The organism is Micromonospora sp. WMMD737, from assembly GCF_049179055.1.
GTDB classification, from domain to species: domain Bacteria; phylum Actinomycetota; class Actinomycetes; order Mycobacteriales; family Micromonosporaceae; genus Micromonospora; species Micromonospora reichwaldensis.
In genome coordinates this window covers 3,050,823-3,066,187 of record NZ_JBMHMH010000001.1, presented here as the reverse complement: position 1 = coordinate 3,066,187, position 15,365 = coordinate 3,050,823, and the positions used below count along the sequence as shown (strand labels likewise).

General features: G+C 71.4%; 23 protein-coding genes and 1 tRNA gene. 7 read left to right on the top strand and 17 right to left on the bottom strand.

What is annotated here, in order from left to right:
- The first annotated feature begins 134 nt into the window (after positions 1-134).
- From ACN27A_RS13030 to ACN27A_RS13000, 7 genes are all read left to right on the top strand, one after another.
- Entirely contained in the window at positions 135-539 is a 405-nt protein-coding gene (locus tag ACN27A_RS13030; RefSeq protein ID WP_132237228.1) for a YjbQ family protein, read from the top strand.
- A gap of 69 nt (positions 540-608) precedes the next feature.
- Positions 609-1,091: a MarR family winged helix-turn-helix transcriptional regulator gene (locus ACN27A_RS13025; protein ID WP_421452945.1), complete on the top strand. Its 483-nt coding sequence runs from the start codon at positions 609-611 to the stop codon at positions 1,089-1,091.
- A 171-nt stretch (positions 1,092-1,262) separates the two neighbouring features.
- Positions 1,263-3,767, top strand: coding sequence for a transketolase C-terminal domain-containing protein (locus tag ACN27A_RS13020; RefSeq protein WP_421458450.1), 2,505 nt, complete (start codon positions 1,263-1,265; stop codon positions 3,765-3,767).
- Between the two features lie 112 nt (positions 3,768-3,879).
- A complete protein-coding gene (locus ACN27A_RS13015) occupies positions 3,880-4,317 on the top strand; it encodes a DUF3052 domain-containing protein (protein ID WP_132237238.1) in 438 nt (145 codons plus the stop codon).
- 83 nt (positions 4,318-4,400) lie between these two features.
- Complete coding sequence (locus tag ACN27A_RS13010) at positions 4,401-4,868, top strand: peroxiredoxin (protein WP_121400357.1); 468 nt, start codon at positions 4,401-4,403, stop codon at positions 4,866-4,868.
- Positions 4,869-4,947: 79 nt separating this feature from the next.
- Positions 4,948-5,019: transfer RNA gene (locus ACN27A_RS13005), tRNA-Val, on the top strand.
- Positions 5,020-5,283: 264 nt separating this feature from the next.
- On the top strand, positions 5,284-6,225 hold the full coding sequence (locus ACN27A_RS13000; RefSeq protein WP_421452942.1) for a tyrosine-type recombinase/integrase: 942 nt from the start codon (positions 5,284-5,286) through the stop codon (positions 6,223-6,225).
- On the opposite strand, the gene ACN27A_RS12995 is transcribed toward ACN27A_RS13000, so the two are convergent.
- The 17 genes from ACN27A_RS12995 to ACN27A_RS12915 form a co-directional block, all read right to left on the bottom strand.
- Positions 6,222-6,719: a hypothetical protein gene (locus tag ACN27A_RS12995; RefSeq protein ID WP_421452939.1), complete on the bottom strand. Its 498-nt coding sequence runs from the start codon at positions 6,717-6,719 to the stop codon at positions 6,222-6,224. The genes ACN27A_RS13000 and ACN27A_RS12995 overlap by 4 nt on opposite strands.
- A 198-nt stretch (positions 6,720-6,917) precedes the next feature.
- Positions 6,918-7,694, bottom strand: coding sequence for a hypothetical protein (locus ACN27A_RS12990; protein WP_421452936.1), 777 nt, complete (start codon positions 7,692-7,694; stop codon positions 6,918-6,920).
- Between the two features lie 219 nt (positions 7,695-7,913).
- Positions 7,914-8,225 carry a hypothetical protein gene (locus ACN27A_RS12985; protein ID WP_421452933.1) on the bottom strand — a complete coding sequence of 104 codons (312 nt, stop codon included), beginning with the start codon at positions 8,223-8,225 and terminating at the stop codon, positions 7,914-7,916.
- A complete protein-coding gene (locus ACN27A_RS12980) occupies positions 8,225-8,593 on the bottom strand; it encodes a hypothetical protein (RefSeq protein ID WP_421452931.1) in 369 nt (122 codons plus the stop codon). The genes ACN27A_RS12985 and ACN27A_RS12980 overlap by 1 nt, the downstream gene beginning before the upstream one ends.
- Positions 8,580-8,726 carry a hypothetical protein gene (locus ACN27A_RS12975; RefSeq protein ID WP_421452928.1) on the bottom strand — a complete coding sequence of 49 codons (147 nt, stop codon included), beginning with the start codon at positions 8,724-8,726 and terminating at the stop codon, positions 8,580-8,582. Before ACN27A_RS12975 ends, ACN27A_RS12980 begins: the two co-directional genes overlap by 14 nt.
- A 56-nt stretch (positions 8,727-8,782) precedes the next feature.
- A complete protein-coding gene (locus ACN27A_RS12970; protein WP_421452926.1) occupies positions 8,783-8,995 on the bottom strand; it encodes a hypothetical protein in 213 nt (70 codons plus the stop codon).
- Entirely contained in the window at positions 8,992-9,696 is a 705-nt protein-coding gene (locus ACN27A_RS12965) for a DNA polymerase beta superfamily protein (protein ID WP_421452924.1), read from the bottom strand. Before ACN27A_RS12965 ends, ACN27A_RS12970 begins: the two co-directional genes overlap by 4 nt.
- Entirely contained in the window at positions 9,693-10,466 is a 774-nt protein-coding gene (locus ACN27A_RS12960) for a hypothetical protein (protein ID WP_421452921.1), read from the bottom strand. Before ACN27A_RS12960 ends, ACN27A_RS12965 begins: the two co-directional genes overlap by 4 nt.
- Positions 10,463-10,852, bottom strand: a complete 390-nt coding sequence (locus ACN27A_RS12955) for a hypothetical protein (RefSeq protein WP_421452918.1) — start codon at positions 10,850-10,852, stop codon at positions 10,463-10,465. Before ACN27A_RS12955 ends, ACN27A_RS12960 begins: the two co-directional genes overlap by 4 nt.
- On the bottom strand, positions 10,849-11,241 hold the full coding sequence (locus ACN27A_RS12950; RefSeq protein ID WP_421452917.1) for a hypothetical protein: 393 nt from the start codon (positions 11,239-11,241) through the stop codon (positions 10,849-10,851). Before ACN27A_RS12950 ends, ACN27A_RS12955 begins: the two co-directional genes overlap by 4 nt.
- 34 nt (positions 11,242-11,275) lie before the next feature.
- On the bottom strand, positions 11,276-11,800 hold the full coding sequence (locus ACN27A_RS12945) for an AAA family ATPase (protein ID WP_421452915.1): 525 nt from the start codon (positions 11,798-11,800) through the stop codon (positions 11,276-11,278).
- Entirely contained in the window at positions 11,797-12,186 is a 390-nt protein-coding gene (locus tag ACN27A_RS12940) for a hypothetical protein (RefSeq protein WP_421452912.1), read from the bottom strand. Before ACN27A_RS12940 ends, ACN27A_RS12945 begins: the two co-directional genes overlap by 4 nt.
- Before the next feature lie 10 nt (positions 12,187-12,196).
- Positions 12,197-12,694, bottom strand: a complete 498-nt coding sequence (locus ACN27A_RS12935) for a hypothetical protein (RefSeq protein WP_421452910.1) — start codon at positions 12,692-12,694, stop codon at positions 12,197-12,199.
- Positions 12,691-12,945, bottom strand: coding sequence for a hypothetical protein (locus ACN27A_RS12930; protein ID WP_421452907.1), 255 nt, complete (start codon positions 12,943-12,945; stop codon positions 12,691-12,693). The genes ACN27A_RS12935 and ACN27A_RS12930 overlap by 4 nt, the downstream gene beginning before the upstream one ends.
- 85 nt (positions 12,946-13,030) lie before the next feature.
- Positions 13,031-14,308, bottom strand: coding sequence for a DUF7221 family queuine tRNA-ribosyltransferase-like protein (locus tag ACN27A_RS12925; protein WP_421452905.1), 1,278 nt, complete (start codon positions 14,306-14,308; stop codon positions 13,031-13,033).
- A complete protein-coding gene (locus ACN27A_RS12920) occupies positions 14,305-14,673 on the bottom strand; it encodes a hypothetical protein (protein ID WP_421452902.1) in 369 nt (122 codons plus the stop codon). Before ACN27A_RS12920 ends, ACN27A_RS12925 begins: the two co-directional genes overlap by 4 nt.
- On the bottom strand, positions 14,670-15,344 hold the full coding sequence (locus ACN27A_RS12915) for a hypothetical protein (protein WP_421452899.1): 675 nt from the start codon (positions 15,342-15,344) through the stop codon (positions 14,670-14,672). The genes ACN27A_RS12920 and ACN27A_RS12915 overlap by 4 nt, the downstream gene beginning before the upstream one ends.
- Positions 15,345-15,365 lie beyond the last annotated feature (21 nt).

The following is a 15,365-nucleotide window of genomic DNA, read 5'->3' as shown; positions in this document are numbered from 1 at the left end:
CTGGTGGCACCTGTCGTCACGCCCACCGCCCGGAGACGCGACGCGCGACACAGGTACCCGTCGGTAACTTTGCGCAACCGGCCCGCCCGGCAGGGATCGGGCGGCCGACCGCCCGCTCGGGCAGAATGCGTCGTATGCGCAGTGAGGTGATCACCGTCCAGACCGGGGCCCGGCCGACCGTCCGGGACATCACGGCGGAGGCCGAGCGGTTCGTCGCCGGGCAGGGCGACGGACTGCTGCACGTCTTCGTGCCGCACGCCACCGCCGGGTTGGCGATCATCGAGACCGGCTCGGGGTCCGACGACGACCTGCTGGCCGCGCTCGACGACCTGCTCCCCACCGACGACCGGTGGCGGCACCGGCACGGCTCGCCCGGCCACGGGCGCGACCACGTCCTGCCGGCGTTCGTCCCCCCGTACGCGACCCTGCCGGTCGTCGACGGCCGGCTGGCGCTGGGCACCTGGCAGTCGGTCTGCCTGGTCGACCCCAACGGCGACAACCCGACCCGGACCGTCCGCTTCTCGTTCCTCCCCGGCTGACGGCGGGGTTCCGCGCGACACCGCCGATGGTGGAGCTGCTCAACTTTTGACGCGCGTAGGATGTGAGGCATGGCGCCGCAGCCCGTCCCGTCCGTCCCGCCGGATCCCGCCGACCGCGCGGCGCTGGCCGGCGACGTCGTGCGCCGCATCACGCACGTCGCCGCCGCGCTGCGCCACCACCAGGACCGGGAGATCGCCGAGCTGGGGCTGACCCCCGCGACCGCGCGGGCGCTGCACGAGCTGGACCCCGACCTGCCGCTGCCGGCCCGCGACCTCGCCGAAGGGCTGGGCTGCGACCGCTCCAACGTGACCGCCCTGGTCGACAAGCTGGAGCGGGCCGGGCTGGTCGAGCGGCACGCCGATCCCGCCGACCGGAGGCAGAGGACGCTGGTGGTGACCGGGGCCGGGCGGCGGGTGCGGGCCCGGGTGCACCAGGTCATGTCGGACTCCCGACTGCTCGCCGGGCTCACCGTCGAGGAGCTGTCGACCCTGCGCGAGCTGGTCTGGAAGGTCTCCGACGGCGGCTGCCCCGAGCGGTGCGACGAAGACTGACCCACACCGCGTCGTTCGTGTCCGAGTGGGCGCACAGGCCGCTCGTCGGTAATGCTGTCCGACGTGACCACCCCGCAAGATCTCGACGACCGGTTCCGGGAGACGCTGGCCGCGCTGGCCACCCCGTCGCAGCGGCGTGACCCCGCACGGCCGGTCACCGACGACACGACGCTGACCGGCGCGCGGGCGCTGGACCTCTTCGACGCGCAGGCCACCAGCCGCCAGCTCGACCTGGCTGGCCGGTGGCTGCGCAGCTTCGGCGAGGGCTACTACACGATCGGCTCCGCCGGCCACGAGGGCAACGCCGCGGTCGCCGCCGCGCTGCGCGCCACCGACCCGGCGCTGCTGCACTACCGCTCGGGCGCCTTCTACTGCGTCCGCGCCGCCCAGGCCGCCGGGTGGGCGCCGGCCGAGCGACCCGGGGCCGACCGGGACGGGACTGATCAGCCCTCGGGCGAGCGGTCCGACGCCGACCGGTTCGAGGTCGAGCGGTCCGACGCCGAGCGGTTCGAGGCCGACCAGCCCTCGGGCGAGCGATTCGACGCCGGGCGGGGTGGCACCGACCGGCCGGCGGCGGCCGGCGGGCCCGTCGAGGCCGCGCCGGGCGACCCGGACGGCCCCGGCGACGGTTCCGCGCCGGACGCCGCCGACCCGGAGGAGCCGACCGGCGGCGCAAGGTCCGCCGTGGACCGGCCGCTCCGCCCGGGGTACGCCGAGGCGGCCCGCGACGTGCTGCGGGGCATGGTCGCCTCCAGCAGCGAGCCCCTCGCCGGCGGTCGGCACAAGGTCTTCGGCCGCGCCGACCTGGCCGTCGTCCCGACCACCTCCACGATCGCCTCGCACCTGCCCCGCGCCGTCGGGATGGGGCTGGCCGTGGAACGGCTGCGCCGGCTGGACACCGCCGGTCGGCGGGACGGGGCGCCGACCAGCGGCGGCGATGGGGGCGCCATGCACACCCCCTGGCCGCCGGACGCCATCGTGGTCTGCTCGTTCGGCGACGCGTCGGTCAACCACGCCAGCGCCACGGCCGCGTTCAACACCGCCGGCTGGTACGACCACACCGGCCTGCGCATCCCGGTGCTCTTCGTCTGCGAGGACAACGGCCTCGGCATCAGCGTCCGCTCCCCGAAGGGGTGGGTGGAGACCACCCTGCGGTCGAAGCCGGGGGTCCGTTACTTCTCCGCCGACGGCGGCGACCTGCCGCGGGCGTACGAGGCGGCCGCCGAGGCGGCGGCCTGGGTGCGCCGGCACCGACGCCCCGCCGTGCTGCACCTGTCGACCGTACGGCTGATGGGACACGCCGGCGCGGACGCCGAGACCGCGTACCGGAGCCCCGGGGAGATCGCGGCCGACCTCGCCCGGGATCCGCTGACCGCCACGGCACGGCTGCTGGTGGGGGCGGGCCTCGCCACCGGCGAGGAGCTGCTGGCCCGGTACGACGAGATCGGCTGGCAGGTGCGGCGGATCGCCGAGGAGGTGCTGGACGAGCCGAAGCTGACCGCACCGGCCGACGTGGTCGCCCCGCTGGCCCCGCGCCGGCCGGCACGCCTCGCCCGGGCGGTGGCGGACGCGGCGGCGCGTGCCGGGGGCCCCGGCGCCGGTGCCCGCGCGGAGGCGTTCGGCGGAAAGCCGCCGGAGCTGACCGGCCCGCTGACGCTGGCGCAGAGCATCAACGCCGCGCTCGCCGACGGGATGCTCGACCATCCGCAGATGGCGGTGTTCGGCGAGGACGTCGGCGCCAAGGGCGGCGTGTACGGGGTGACCAAGGGGCTGCGGGACCGCTTCGGCGTGGCCCGGGTCTTCGACACGCTGCTCGACGAGACCTCGATCCTGGGGCTGGGGCTCGGCGCCGGGCTGGCCGGGATGCTGCCCGTGCCCGAGATCCAGTACCTGGCGTACCTGCACAACGCCGAGGACCAGCTGCGTGGCGAGGCCGCCACGATGCAGTTCTTCTCGCAGGGTGCGTTCCGCAACCCGATGGTGGTGCGGGTGGCCGGGCTGGCGTACCAGGAGGGCTTCGGGGGGCACTTCCACAACGACAACTCGGTGGCCGTACTCCGGGACGTGCCGGGCCTGGTGATCGCGGTGCCGGCGCGGCCGGACGACGCCGCGCCCATGCTGCGCACCTGCCTGGCCAGCGCGGCGGTGGACGGCACCGTCTGCGTCTTCCTGGAGCCGATCGCGCTCTACCACACCCGCGACCTGTACGCCGACGGTGACGGTGAGTGGCTGTCCCACTACGCCGAGCCCGGCGCGTGGACCGGCGGTCACGTGCCGATCGGGCGGGCCCGCGTCTACGGCGTCGGCTCCGCCGAGGACGTCACGATCATCACGTTCGGTAACGGGGTGCCGATGTCGTTGCGCGCGGCGGCGACCCTCGCCGACGAGGGGGTCGGCGCCCGGGTGGTGGACCTGCGCTGGCTCTCCCCGCTGCCGGTGGCCGACATCATCCGGGAGGCGGCGGCGACCGGCCGGGTGCTGGTCGTGGACGAGACCCGCCGCTCCGGCGGGGTCGGCGAGGGGGTCATCGCGGCCCTGGTGGATGCCGGATATGTCGGAGCGGCGCGACGGGTGGCCGGAGTTGACTCTTTTGTACCATTAGGTCCGGCGGCCCGTCAGGTTCTGGTCTCCGAGGAAGCAATTACCCAGGGTGCCCGCACGCTTCTGGCACGGTAAATTCCGTTCCACCCGGTGCGCCACTTGCGCGGGGAGCCACAACTGTGTGGACTTTGCCTGACGGCGTCGACGCGACGCCGCGGGCAGGGATGAGATGAGGAGGCACGCGACAGTGAGCGCGACCGCTGGTCAGGCCGCCGACGGGGTACGCAGCCTGGCGGACCGGTTCGGGATCGAACCGGGGATGGTCGTCATGGAGATGGGGTACGACGACGACGTCGACCAGGATCTCCGGGACGCCCTGACCGACCGCTGTGGAGATCTGGTCGACGAGGACACCGACGAGGTGGTCGACGCGGTGCTGGTCTGGTACCGCGACGGCGACGGTGATCTCTTCGAGCTTCTCGTCGACGCCCTCGGCCCGCTGGCCGACAACGGTGTCGTGTGGCTGCTCACGCCCAAGGCGGGGCGCGAGGGGCACGTCGAGCCGAGCGAGGTCGCCGAGTCCGCGCCCACCGCCGGCCTCCAGCAGACCTCCACCGTCAACGCCGGCCGGGACTGGAGCGGCGCCCGCCTCGTCCTGCGCCGCGGGGCCAAGGGCAAGAAGTAGGCCGGAGCCGGCGATCACCCGGCGGCGCCCGCTGCCGGGTGTGGCAGGCTGTTGCCCATCCGACCCCATCCTGAGGAGCTCGCATGCCGATCGAGGTTGGCGCCGAGGCGCCGGACTTCGTGCTCAAGGACCAGAACAACCAGGAGGTCCGGCTCTCGGACTTCCGTGGCAAGCGCACCGTGCTGCTGGTCTTCTACCCGCTCGCCTTCACCGGGATCTGCCAGGGTGAGCTGTGCGAGGTGCGGGACAACCTCAACGACTACGTCAACGACGACGTCCAGGTGCTGACCGTCAGCGTCGACTCGGTCTACGCCCACAAGATCTGGGCCGACAAGGAGGGCTACCAGTTCCCGCTGCTGGCCGACTTCTGGCCGCACGGCGCGGTCGCCCAGTCGTACGGCGTCTTCAACGACGTCGCGGGCATCGCCAACCGGGGCACCTTCGTGATCGACAAGGCGGGCGTGGTCCGCTTCGCCGAGATGAACATGCCGGGCGAGGCGCGCGACCAGCAGGGCTGGCGCAAGGCCCTCGCCGAGGCCGTCGCGGCCTGACCGACCGGGCACGCCGTACGACCGGGCCGGTGGGGGCAGGGTAAGCTTGCCACCCTCCGGCCCGCCGTACGGGCGTTCCGGGCGCGTAGCTCAGTGGGAGAGCACTCGCCTTACAAGCGAGGGGTCGCAGGTTCGAAACCTGCCGCGCCCACATACCCCCTCTCACCAGGCAAAACGTGGGAGGCGTGCAGCACCACCCATACGCTTAGTCGTACACGCAGCACTCGCTTACCGGATCGCCTGAACCTTGGTCTCAGCGCCGGCCAAACCCGCCAGATGCCCTCAGACGGCACAGGCGGGGCCTGCCGGCGTCCGGACCACCCTCGAAGCCGCCAGCGCGCCGCCACGAGGCTGTCAGGCGGCCCTTTCGGGCACCGCCCGGATTGCACGCGAGTGCTGTCTGGAGGTGGCACGCGTGCCTAGTAAGCGCGGTGACCTGCCCAAGAACCTCGGTCCCTTCAAGCCGTGGATCGACAGCTTCGCGCTGTCGCTCCAGGTCGACGAGAAGTCGACACGGACGAGGGAGATATACACCGACGCCGCCGGCTGGTTCGCCGGCTGGCTGATCCGAGAGACGCAGGTCCGCTCGTGGTCGAAGGTGACCCGCGACGAGCTGCGCCTGTTCTTCGCCCACATGCAGGAGATCGACTACGCCCGCGGCTACCGCAACAACATCGGCCGGGCGCTGCAAGCCTTCTTCAAGTGGTACGCAGAAGAGGAGGACGAGGCGAACCCGTTCGACAGGTTCCGGCCTCCGCCGCCGGAGAAGATCGGCACGAAGCGCAAGCCGATCATTGAGATTGAGCAGCTCGCCAAGCTGATCAAGGATGCGGAGAAGGGCAAGAGCTACGAGGACCGCCGCGATGCCGCCATCCTGCGACTCTTCGCATCTACCGGCTGCCGGCTTGCCGAACTCACCAACCTCGACATCCACAGCATCGACGTGGCGAAGCGGACCGCCGAAGTCGTAGGCAAGGGCGGCAAGGAACGCGTCGTGAAGTACGACGCCAAGACCGCCCTCGCCCTCGACCGGTACCTGCGTAAGCGCGGCGAGCACAAGGCAGCCGGCCTCACCGACGCCCTCTGGATCGGCGTACGCCGCAGCGTGCCGATGACTCCATCCGGCGTCCGGCAAGTCGTCGAGCGGCGGGGCGCCCGCCTCGGCCTGAAGATCCACCCGCATCTGTTCCGGCACACGTTCACTCACAACTGGCTCGACGAGGGCGGTGCCGAAGGTGACCTCATGGAACTCAACGGCTGGGAGAGCCCACAGATGCTGCGGCACTACGGGTCATCGGCCCGAGGAGCGCGGGCCCGCCGCGCCTACGACCGGGTCGACGTGATGCGTGGCGTCTAGCCCGGGTGTCGACCCCGGTTGCGGCCCTGCGTGCGGGGCCATAGCGGCGTCACCCCGCTCGGCCGGGTCGGCGGGGTGGCGCGGCCCGCCCTGGTCTCCTGGACGCCGTCGACGAAGCCCTTCCAGTACTGGTTGAAGCCCTCGCGCAACACCTGATTCACCATGCGGGTGCGCTCCTGGTGCCGCAACTCCTCGATCTCGTCACGCTTGACCTCTCGGCGGCACTGCTCCTGCATGATCAGCCAGCCGACGCCGCCGACTGCGGCGATGACGCTGATGGTGGCGGCAAAGCCCAGGTGGGTAGCGAAGAACGTGCCCACGTCGCCGAGGACGGCGTGGATCAGAATGGCGACCCAGTCGAGCAGTGCCATGGCGGCAACGACAGCGGTGGCTTTGGTGAAGCGGGCGGACGGCCGGGCGGAATGGATCTCGGCGCGAAGCTGTGCGATCTCGCGAATTATCTTTATGGACGCCGGTGCGACGTGTAGCTCCATGGTGGTCTCATCGGCGGGACTTTGCTGAGTGGGACTCATTGGTGGTGCTCCGATCGACGTTGCGGTTGAGGATCGGAGACGAGGTAGCGCCGTGTGCGGGGCTTTGCCGTCTCCCCGCCGCAGCACCGCCCTATCAGGGGGTATGCGGCGGCTGGCACTGGCCGATGTGCTGGCCGGTGCCTCGGAAGGCGAGTGCGGTCAGCCTGAGGGAGTGGCTGGTGGGTGATAGCGGCCGTCGTGGTGCTGGTCGCCGCCCCGCAACAGCCGGTTGGGCAGGTTGTGTGGCGCCCACCTGTCGATCGTAGTGGCGTCACTCGCGGGAGCTGAGGTGGTGGTGCTGGCGTCGTCGTTGTGGGGCCCGAGCCAGTTGTCGGCCCCGCCCGCCGGGTCTGTGTCGGCCGCTACGACCGTTGCAGGGGTCGGGTCGGTGCGCGGGTGGGGAGCTGGGTGGCGGGAGTAGTCGCTGGCGGGATGGTGACGCGGGGCCGCGTCGGCGGCAGGCGGGGTGTCAGTCGCGGCCGGCTTGCTGGCAGCCGGCGTACGCGCGGGAGGAGTGCGGTTGGTCGGGGCCGGCGCCGGGATGCCGTCCGCTTGGCGGGGCGGCTCAACCGTCCTGCCAGGCGATGGCTTCGGATTGGACGGAGCTGCCGGGGCAACGACTTCCACCACTTCGCCGACGACGCCGTTGACCACGTCATCGGCGACATCGGTGACCTCGTCGACCGGAGACTTCACGATCGGGATAGGTGCCGTGGCGTCGTCGACGGCGTCTGTGACGGCCTTGACCTGGTCGGTGACTGCGACGAGGAGCTTCCTGACCGGGGCGGGGTCCTCGCTGGGCGAACCTGCGGCGGGTCGGGCCTCGGCGGCTCGCGCGTCGCTGTCCCAACCGAGGGCGACGATGGTGCCGGCGGCGAGGGCGAATCCGAACAGGAGCAGGCGGACGCGACTGGTCGGCTGGTGCGCGATGCCCATCCGCACGCCTCCCCCCGTAACAGTGACGTGACAAGCCTTACCGGTATCGCAAATGATGTTGCCAGGAAAGTACCTCCGGTTGTGCCCGGATTGCCTCCGCCTGCAACTTCCATTTGCGGGACCAGACAGATAGTGAAAAGGACCCACATGGGCCCGTGCCCTTACACGCCACCCGCTCGTTAATCAGCCACATTGGACTGCTGAAGGCCGGGCTAATCCTCACGGCACCCTGCTCCGCCGAGCCTCGCGCAGGGCATCCAGCATCTCGGCAGAGCCCTCACGGTTCTCACCCAAGGTCAGGGTAATCCTGACGCCCATCGGGATGCGCAGCGTGTAGGCGCGGCGAGCCGAAGACACCAGTGCCGCAGCCTGATCCCGCTTGAAGGCCTCATGCAGCCGTAGCCGCTTCACCGTCCACCAGATGCCCTCGGGGATCGTGATGAGCGCGAGCCACAGCAATCCGCCGACGACGATCAGGCCGCCAACGACCAGGAATGGGGCGGCGACACCCATCCAGAAGTCCTCGCCCATCAGCCCTCGTCCCCACCGCTGAACTCGATGCCCGGGTCCTGAGGGCCGGCCGCCCGGCGCCGCAGGTTCACCCGAGCCGGGCCGACGAGGACCGGATACACGGCGTCGTACACCTTGCGGGCGTTCTTGCCGTCGTAGCCGACCATGACGGCGACACCCACCCCACCGAACACGAACAGGTGCGCGCGACGAGTGCTCGCGGCGAACGCCGCGAATCCCGCCCGGTCCTGTGCCTTGGATAGGGGCAGGCGCTTCGCGATGGCCTCACCGGCGACGTTGGCGGCGCGTGCGAACTGCCACAGCAGCCAGCCTGCGGCGGCCACGGCCGGCAGGGTGCCGAGGCCAAGCAGGTAGTCAGGAACGTTCAATGGATCCTCCCTCGGGAGCTTCCTCGACCGTCGTGAGGAGCTTCATGGCGACATCGAGCGGGTGGTGGTGCTGCGGTCCGGTCAGGTGGGCGACCACGTCGGACAGGGCGGCGTCGGGGTCCTCGTCGGACACCGCGAACTGCTCCCGGCAGCGGTCGCGGCGGCGGGCCCTGTCCGGGCAGAGGAGGATCACGACACCCTCCGGCGAGACAGCTCCCCGTCGACACCGTCGAGGAGTGACAACGTGAGCTGTCCCGCTTGCGACGGCGGGGCGGCGCCCTTCGGCCCGACCCGGTGGAAAGTGCCGGCGTCGAGCGCCGTGGCAACCTCGTCCAAGCCGCGCCGCAGGTTGCCGCGGATCGTGAGGAGCGTTGCGGTGGACGCCTGCTCGAAGCCGGTCACGCCGGGTCCAGGTGGGCGCGGCGGACCCGCAGCAGCCACGCCTCCACGGCGGCCCGGTCCGGCTCCGCCGGCAGCACCGACCGGACGGAGTCGAAGCGGGCCTCCGCCTCGGCGAGCGCCGGCCGGGCCGCTGCCGGGTCCGCCGCGACGGCTTCCCCGAAGTCGATGTACCGCTGCGGGTTCTCGACCCGGATGGGTAGCTGGCCGGTGGCGTAGAGGGCGAATCCCTGGTCGAGGAGGCGGAGCAGGTGCCGGCCGTGCTTGGCCTGCCGCTTGCGCATCTTCGACTGGAACTGGCCGGTGTCGACGAGGCGTTTGAGCTGCGACTTGGCGTAGCCGAAGTAGGAGTCGCGAGTCTGCTTGGCAGACAGGAACGCCGACCGGATGCCGATCATCTCGTCGCCGAGCGGCGTACGCACCTCGTACAGCTCGTCAGGCAACCACAGGATCTCGTTGACCGTGGGGTTGCCGCCGAGCATCAGCGTGGCCGCCTTCGCCGCCTCGTGGATGGTGGTGTCCGGGGTGTGGCTGACGACCGTGGCGTCCCGGCCGGTGGGCGGAGTGAGGCCGTGGAAGGCGACGGTCGGGGCCGCGTACACCCCGAGGCGGTCGACGTCGGAGCCCGGCCCGGCCAGCCCGTACGCGGTGGACCCGACCATCCCGAACAGCAGCAGGTTGTCCATCAGGGGCAGGCTGGTCACGCCGTTACCTCGGCGGCCTCGGAGCGAGCGAACAGCTCGATCGCGTCCAGGTCGACCGGCTTCAGCCCGTAGCACTCGTCCGGGCGGATCAGCAGCGACCTCCCACCATCTGTCAGCTCGTCGGACACGGGGCCGGCTGTCGGGACTTCCATGTCGTCGGTCCAGATCAGGCGGCGACCGTCGGCGAGTACCTGTCGGGCTGCGGCGAGCTTCGCCAGCGACGCGGCGTAGCCGTTGATGTCGTCGGTGAACGCGCGGTCCAGCGCGGGGAGATCCCACAGCCGCTCCAGCTCGTCGGCGTACGCGCACCAGGTCGTGCACCAGCGCACCTCGACCGCGAGGGTGGTGTGTAGTTCGCGGATGCGGTCGATCAGCGGTTTGGCCCAGCGCAGCCGGTAGGCGGTGCCGGCGGCACGAGCTTTGCCGATGCTGGTCTCGCAGCCCCACTGCGGGGTGGTCGCGTTGATGACGCCGTCCACGTCGAGCAGCCACACCGGCGGGATGGGGCCGGCGTCGGGCAGGTGCTTGGCGAGGAGGTTCCATCCGGTGCCGGTGGGCCGGTACGGGTAGTGGCCGAGGGTGTCGGCGTTGTCGCGGATGTCCACGGTGATCCAGCCGGCCTGCCGCTGCTCGGCGGTCGCCGACAGCACGTTGTGCGCCGGTGCCGTGGCCCGGTTATGTACCGCGTTCTCGTGCGGGGAGAACCAGACCATGCCGTCCGCGACGTCGCGGAGCAGCCGCAGGCGGGTCTTGGTCGGGAACAGGTTCATCGGCGCTCCTGGGTGTCGAGGACGGCCCACCGGCCGTCGATGTCGTCGGTGTTCAGCCGCTCGTGGGTGGCGTTGCCGTAGCCGGCGAACACGACCCGGTCGAGTCGGCCGGCGATGGTGACGGCCTGGTCACGCCAGCGCATCGCGGCCGAGAACACGGCCTGCCGGTCGTCGCCAACGGCGAGGAGGAACGGGTCGCCGATGGTGGTGAGGCGGGGGACCGCGAACGCGATCCACTGGCCGCCGCGCTGGCGGACCTTGACGGCCCAGAAGCCGCCGGGCAGGTGGGTGACGGCCACCTGCTTCTCGTCGAGCCAGATGCCGTAGGTCGGGTTGAGGGTCGCCCCGTTGACGGTGTGGGGGAACGCCCTAGTCGTGGCCGTCACGCTGAAACCACCATTGACATCTCCCGGAAGAAGCGCTCGCCCTCGCCCGTGTTGGTGACCCCGGCGTCGACCATGCGGCCGAGGAGCGCAGCGAAGCGGTATGGGCTCAGCAACTCGATCTCTCGTCGGAGGACCGGGTCGATGCGGTAGCCCTCGTAGTGCTTCTCGTAGGACAGAGCCGCCCCCCAACCAGCCTTCAGCGCTGCTGCACGGGAATGGGTCTCGCCGTGGGTGCACACGAATTCGATCTCGCGGACCATCGCTGTGTGGAGGTCTTCCCGGCCGCCAACGGGCGACCGCCGGTAGCGGGGCGTGCGGGTGCCGATGCGGAAGTAACGGCGCAGTTCGGCCGTTAGACCTTGGCCTGGCGTACTGGCTGTCTCGGCCATACCATCCCCCGAATCTTGGTAGCGATTACAACTATCAAGCTACGGCAAGGGATGCCGACATGTCCACGACATCTACCGAATTCGCCCGACCAGATCTGACCAGCGGCGGCAGCGGCAACGGCCGGCGCCGGCCCTGCACGTGCTGCTGGTGCATCGCCAGGATCACCTCCCGGCCCACCCGCGCCGGACCTACCCGCAGCGCGTCGCGCTCCACGCACGTCTCGAACGGGATCCGCGTGAAGTCCGCGACCCGGAACCGGGCACCCGTGCGGTCGGCGATGTCCCACAGCGCCACCAGGTGCTCGTCGACGAGGTTGGTGCTGTCCTCCACTACCGAAGTGCCGATGCGCAGCAGGTCCAGGATGGCCCCGTGGCACACCACGGTCGTCTGGCGCTCCTGCTCGCGAGTGCCGAGCCGGCGGCCGTGCAGCATCGCTCGGGCGTCGTCGCGGTTGATCCTCACCCGCGAGGCGGGGGCGATGTCCACCCAGCGGCGGGCCCACGTCGACTTCCCGCAACCCGGCAAGCCCCGCGTCGCCCACAGCTCCACGACGCTCACGACTCGAACCCTGTCGCCGGGGGGTCGATGTAGAACGCCCGCAGCCGCTCCAGAAGCGGCGTGACGTCGTCGCCCTGGGGGAAGCCGTGCGCCTCCATGCGCTGCCACGCCTGGCGGAAAACGCCCTGGCCGAACTCGCGGTCGCCGCCCATGCGGAGGACGTAGAACAGGGCGTTGCGGAAGTCGGAGGTGTCGCCGCAGCACTGGAGCAGGTCGTCGTCGCCACGCTGGCGGAACGCGCACCATTCCTCGGCGGTGAGCGGGCCGATCAGCTCGGGCGTCTCGTCGTGCTCGTCGGCCGGGTCCGGGTAGTCGTCGGCGTGCGCGTTGTGCTCGTTCCAGCTCGTCACCAGGTCTTCGGACGGTGCTCCGTGCTCGTCGTACATCGCGTGCTCCTCAGCGGTTGGTCGGCGTCGTGCCGGCGGTGGTCAGGTGTCGGCGTGGGTCGCCCATGCAGCACAGGCAGTCGTAGTCGCAGCGGGCCCGGCCCACGCCGCCCTCGCGGCGCACGGCCGGCACGGGCCGCAGGTGCGCGCGGGGCATGCACGTCCAGACGGGGCCGCCACCGGCGATGTAGAGCAGCCAGCGGGGCAGCCCGTCGACCTGTTCGCACCCGCACTGGCAGCGGCCGACGATGAACCCGCGCAGGCCGATGTGGGGGCCTGCGGCGATCCGTGCCGCGTCCCAGTCCTGAGGGGTCCACCGGGGGTCGTCGGGGCCGGCTGCGGTGATCTTCCACAGGTTGGCGCGAAGCGCCCGGTCGTGGACGGCCTTGCGGCGGGTCTGCTCGGTGGCGATGGTGCGGGTTGACTCGTCCAGCCATGCGGCGAGCGCGGTGAGGTCACCGTCGGTGAGGTCTGCGAGGTGCAGGGTCGGGAACTCGGGCAGGCTCATCGGGTGACCTCGGCGTTCGGGTTGGCAGCGGTCGCGGCGGCGTTGGCGGCCTCGGCCCGCTCGCACCCTGCCCGGTACGCGCCCTCGGTCTGCTCGCGGACGGCGTCGAGATAGGCCAGCCGTTCGGTCGTGGCCCCGGCCTGCTTCGCGTCGGCGTAGGCCCGCCGGGCGTGGGTGAGCGCGCGGCCGATCTTGGCGGTGTCGGCGACGATCGCGCGGTGGATGGCGGCGAGCGCGGCGTAGTCGGCCATCATGTCCCCCTGAAATCTCGGTAGGGCTTACAACTACTAAGATACGACAAGACGGGGGCAGCGTCCACGACATCTACCGAATTGCTCAGGCCGTCAGCGGCAGCATGGGCTGCACCTGCGCCCGTGCCGCCCGCTCTCGCTGCCCCGCACCCCACTCCCGCGCCGCCACCGGGCAGTTCTGCTCCCACCGCACCAACCCGTGCGGGCACCGACCGGTGTGGCGGCGGGCGTTGCCCGACCAGTCCGCCGAGTCGGTCGACGCAATCAGGCCGCCCACCAGGTCCAGCAGCGGCCCTTTCCCGCCGAGGGTGTGCAAGGTCAGCCCGGCAGCGTGCAGCACCCGCACGATCTCGGCAGCCTCCCGGACCGGGCGGCGCAGCAACGCACCCACCGCCACCACTGGTTCGGCCCGCAGGTCGATGCCGGCCGCCGCGTACATGTCGACGTGCCGCAGGTAGCCGGCCGCCGTCGTCCCGGTCACGAGCGCGGCGATGTGCACGCCCGTGTCGGCGGCACGTAGGTCTACCACCGACTGCCGGGTGCGCCGTTGGTGCTCCTCTTCCGTCAGCCCCGTCCGGGCCAGCGCCGCCCGCGATGCCGGCCAGTCCTGCGGCGCCGCCCACACCAGCCGACCGATCTCGGTCCCGTAGCGGCGGATGTCGGCCGCGTACTCGGCCGCCGGCACCGTCCACCCTCGGTAGCGCATGAGCTGGTCGTAGCCGCCGGAGTCCAGTAACCAGTCCTCGGCCGCCACCGGCAGGGCCTTCGCGCCCCGCAGCCGCACGTACGACACGAGGACCCGAACACCCCACCACAGCGACGACACGTCACCGCCGAGCCACACCACCGGCCCCTGCCGCTCCGGCTCCGCGTCAACCGCGGGCAGGGATGGCGGGCGGGCGATGTGCACGTTGACGGTCTTCTGCTGGAGGATGCCCCCGCACCCCTCGTACACGTTCTGGACGTACACGTCGAGGGTCCGCAGGGCGTCGTCGAGGCGGGCCAGGTACGGGCGGGGGAGTAGGGCGTACACGTCGGCGCCCCAGTCGATGCCCAACGCCAACGCCTGCTCCGCGAGAGTGTCCGCGCTCACCGACCCCGGGTCACCCATGCGCAGCTCGTACGGTTCGAGCACCTGGTCCAGCTCGACCAGCCCGTACCGGGCGGACAGGATCAGCACCCGCGCCGGACGGCCGAGGACGTCGGCGTCGAGTCGGGCACACTGCTCGGCCTGCTCCAGCGTGTGCCGGAACATCGACCCCACGTACAGGTCGCGGGCCGGGGCCGACCGGTCGAGCTTCGTGGCACCGCAGGGGATGACGTAGGTGATCCCGGAGTAGGCAGGCGCCGGCGTGTCCGTCACGGACGGCCTCCGATCGCCTCGGCGCGGGCCAGCAGCCGGCGCGCGGTCGCGTCGTCGAGGAAGCCACCCTCGGGTCGGCACCCGAACGGGCAGGCCATCTGCTCGACCAGGCCGTAGAGCCGGCACACCATGGGCCGGACATCCCGCACGGAGCAGCGCCGAAGCTGGGTCAGCGCGGGGCAGGGCAGGTCGAGCGGGCTGATGTCGAAACCGCGCTCACGGATCCGCTGCCGTTCGAGCGGGGTCATGGCGATGGCGTTGCATGACTCATGGCAGAGCCCTCGACACTCGATGGCCGGCAGTTCGGCGTAGAGCTGGTCCAGCTCGGCGACCCGGTCCCGGCCGCGCCGCTGGCGGCGGGTCACCGGACACCGGACGGGGTGCGCAGGGGTTCGAGGACGTAGGCCAAGCCGACCCGGATCACCTCGTCGGCGTCGGCGGCGGTGAGAGTCGGGTAGCCGGCGGGGGAGCGGTAGGCGACGTCGAGGTCACCCAACTGCACCAGCCACCCGCCGGCCTGCTTCTCGGCCTCGACGTACCGGCGGACGTCGGCGGCGTTGCTGCTGATCTGGATCGACTCGCGGCAGACGTTGGAGCGCCGGACGAACAGGGCGACACCGTCGATGACATCGTGGTCGCGGGCGAACACCAGCATCCGGTTGAGGTCGTTCGCCAGTGCGGCGAGGGCTTGCACGGCCTCCTGGGCGGCGCGCTGGCCGTCGGTGAGGGCCTGGTAGTGGGCGCGGGTCGCCTCCAGGACCTCGTCGATGAGCCGGTCCCACTCGGGGCCGTCGGGATCCACAGCACCGAGGGCGGCCGGCGACTTGAACTCGGGGATGCTCGTGTAGTTCGGGTCGGCCTCGGCGGCGGTACGCCGTGCGACGGCGTCCTCGTGGGCGGTGCGGATCGCGTCGAGCGCGCCGATGGTCGCGACGAGTTCCGCATTGGTGGGGAGCAGGTCGGCCCACTGCGGGATGCCGTCGACGGGCTGGCGGGGCACGGTGATGGGCTCGCGGGTCCCTTCGTCGCTGGTCATCGGCCGCAACCTCCCGAAAAG

Coding starts and splice junctions, on each gene's coding strand:
- ACN27A_RS12960 (WP_421452921.1), bottom strand. CDS start 10,466: ATGAACCTGTTCCCGACCAAGACCCGCCTGCGGCTGCTCCGCGACGTC.
- ACN27A_RS12915 (WP_421452899.1), bottom strand. CDS start 15,344: ATGACCAGCGACGAAGGGACCCGCGAGCCCATCACCGTGCCCCGCCAG.
- ACN27A_RS13025 (WP_421452945.1), top strand. CDS start 609: ATGGCGCCGCAGCCCGTCCCGTCCGTCCCGCCGGATCCCGCCGACCGC.
- ACN27A_RS12935 (WP_421452910.1), bottom strand. CDS start 12,694: ATGAGCCTGCCCGAGTTCCCGACCCTGCACCTCGCAGACCTCACCGAC.
- ACN27A_RS12995 (WP_421452939.1), bottom strand. CDS start 6,719: ATGGAGCTACACGTCGCACCGGCGTCCATAAAGATAATTCGCGAGATC.
- ACN27A_RS12930 (WP_421452907.1), bottom strand. CDS start 12,945: ATGGCCGACTACGCCGCGCTCGCCGCCATCCACCGCGCGATCGTCGCC.
- ACN27A_RS13010 (WP_121400357.1), top strand. CDS start 4,401: ATGCCGATCGAGGTTGGCGCCGAGGCGCCGGACTTCGTGCTCAAGGAC.
- ACN27A_RS12985 (WP_421452933.1), bottom strand. CDS start 8,225: ATGGGCGAGGACTTCTGGATGGGTGTCGCCGCCCCATTCCTGGTCGTT.
- ACN27A_RS13030 (WP_132237228.1), top strand. CDS start 135: ATGCGCAGTGAGGTGATCACCGTCCAGACCGGGGCCCGGCCGACCGTC.
- ACN27A_RS12940 (WP_421452912.1), bottom strand. CDS start 12,186: ATGTACGACGAGCACGGAGCACCGTCCGAAGACCTGGTGACGAGCTGG.
- ACN27A_RS12990 (WP_421452936.1), bottom strand. CDS start 7,694: ATGGGCATCGCGCACCAGCCGACCAGTCGCGTCCGCCTGCTCCTGTTC.
- ACN27A_RS12950 (WP_421452917.1), bottom strand. CDS start 11,241: ATGGCCGAGACAGCCAGTACGCCAGGCCAAGGTCTAACGGCCGAACTG.